The sequence below is a fragment of the Anaeromusa acidaminophila DSM 3853 genome (assembly GCF_000374545.1).
GTDB lineage: Bacteria > Bacillota > Negativicutes > Anaeromusales > Anaeromusaceae > Anaeromusa > Anaeromusa acidaminophila.
Map to the genome: position 1 here is coordinate 1 of NZ_KB894630.1, position 2392 is coordinate 2392.

Annotated in this window: 2 protein-coding genes; both read left to right on the forward strand. The window is 42.6% G+C overall.

Annotation, left to right across the window (positions count from 1 at the left end; genetic code table 11):
- The first annotated feature begins 642 nt into the window (after nucleotides 1-642).
- Nucleotides 643-1236, forward strand: coding sequence for a type IV toxin-antitoxin system AbiEi family antitoxin domain-containing protein (locus C508_RS0117260; RefSeq protein ID WP_018704818.1), 594 nt, complete (start codon nucleotides 643-645; stop codon nucleotides 1234-1236).
- Nucleotides 1233-2072 (forward strand): nucleotidyl transferase AbiEii/AbiGii toxin family protein, encoded by an 840-nt coding sequence (locus C508_RS0117265; RefSeq protein ID WP_018704819.1) that lies wholly within the window; start codon nucleotides 1233-1235, stop codon nucleotides 2070-2072. Before C508_RS0117260 ends, C508_RS0117265 begins: the two co-directional genes overlap by 4 nt.
- Nucleotides 2073-2392 lie beyond the last annotated feature (320 nt).

The window sequence follows — 2392 nt, forward strand, 5'->3', positions numbered from 1 at the left end:
GGTAGCCTATTGGGGGAGGGTGGTCAATTTCTACCCGACCGATAGTGATCAATTATCGACCGGCGCTACTGGCTAATTATAGCCCGGCGTCGACAAGATAAATCATTTGCCGGTATGGCTTAGAGATTTATTGCTATCGGATGCTGAGGAATGAGTGGATATCTTTATTATGGAAAAGCGTGGAAAAACGTTGTGGTGGGTATGCGCGAATTGATTTGAAACAGTACGTGTCCAGTTGTTTTTGGTAATACGGGCAGTTTTCGGCAATGAAGCGGCATAGCGTGTAAATGTAGTTTTGGGGCTCACCCCCTTGTTACCCCCGGAGCGTATATGGAGTAATAGTTATGCCGTTTTGTATCACGTTTCTATCAAAACACACGTCGAGTGCGTGGCGTTGATAGAGCGGAAAAAGCCTTAAACCATGCGGCTTAAGGCTTTTTAAGAAACTAAATATGTGTTTGTTTTGTTCGCCTAGACGTTAGTTTAGGCGGATTTTTCTTTTAGGGGGGTGAACTTTTTCGCGAAAGTCAGAGAGTTTTGCGTAAAAGTATGTGTTTAATTGCTTTGACTTTCTTGCATATTATTAATAAAATTATAAGCAAGAAAGTCAAGAAAGAGCGGAATTAGAACGAGGTGACAGCAATGAATTATGCTGAGCAAATAATGCATTTGGCAAAAACGAATAATGGAGTGATTACAACGGCGCAGGTTACTCAAGCAGGCATTCACCGTTACTACTTAAAAATGCTTGCGGATCAAGGCTTGCTGGAACGCTCGGAACGAGGGGTATACATTCTGCCCACGACGTTTGATGATGAAATGTTCAATCTCCAAAACCGTTATAAAAAGGGGATATTTTCCCACGGAACGGCTCTCTTTTTAATGGATTTGACCGACCGGACGCCGATCAAGTATTCCATGACTTTTCCGCTGCAATATAACATTTCAGCGCTTAAGACGGAAAACGTAAAATGCTACCGGGTCAAAGATGAACTTTATGAACTTGGCGTCACCACCGGGAAAACGCCTGGCGGCAATATCGTAAGACTATACAATGCCGAAAGAACGCTGTGCGACATTCTGAAAGGCCGAAGCAACGTGGAGATTCAGATTGTGACAGAAGCATTTAAGCGTTATGCAAAACTGGACAAGAAAGACATTCCCCAATTATCGGAATACGCAAAACTAATGAGGGTGGAAAAGAAAATTCGCTCATATCTGGAGGTATTGCTGTGAAAAACGTGATGCAGTTAAAGGCGATCATTAAGCATATGGCGAAAAGTAAAAATATCTCAGCACAAATCGTTCTGCAAAATTTCATGCTCGAACGGTTGCTGGAACGGATTTCGGTATCTTCCTATCACGAGAATTTTATCCTGAAAGGCGGATTTTTGATTGCAGCACTGGTAGGCCTTGATACACGGGCGACCATGGATATGGATGCCACGGTAAAAGGGATGCCGGTCAACTCTGATACGATAATGAAGATGTTTGAGGGGATTTGCGCGATTGAGATCGATGACGATGTTATTTTTGCTGTTAAGCGCATTGAAGAAATCAGGGAAAGCGATGAATATACAGGTTTTCGGTTGACGCTGGAGGCATTGTATCAGCCGATGGCGGTACCGCTGAAAATTGATATTACCACCGGTGATAAAATTACGCCGAAAGAAATTGTCTATGAGTTCCGGTTGATGCTTGAACAGCGGAGCATTAAAGTATTGGCGTATAACTTGGAAACCATTCTGGCTGAAAAACTGGAAACCATCATTTCAAGAGGTGACCAGAATACCCGTCCCAGGGATTATTATGATGTTTTTATTATTCGCCAGTTGCAATGGAACAATGTTGATTCTAGTGCCTTAAAAGATGCGTTTAAGGCAACGACGGAGAAAAGAGATACATCGGCTGTGATGCAGCGATATGCTGGGATTATAGCAACCGTTGAAAATAGCGAAACGATGAAAAGGCATTGGTTGGATTATCAGGCGCAATTTGATTATGCTCGCGATATTCAGTATGCGGATGTATGCCGGACGATCAATGAAATACTGGATGGGATTGTTGATTAATATGTGATACTAATAGCCATAACAAGGGGATGAAAATGTCGATGGAAAGAACTCCGCTGAGACGAAGTTTATGGAACTGTTATGCACGGAATTTGGGAGATGTCGGCGAGCCGGGGCGCTTCACCCAAATGCTTGCTAGGAACAGAAATGGGTAATGATTTAGGAGAAGCAAAGGTATGATTAATAAAATTAAAATTGAAGTAGATAAGTGTGTAGGCTGCGGGCTTTGATAGCGTAGAATTAAGTTCGCAAAAGTGAAAAAGGAAAAGCCATCGAAAACTCCGAAAAGGTAAGTGCTAGCAAACCCAAAGGAGTGTGTA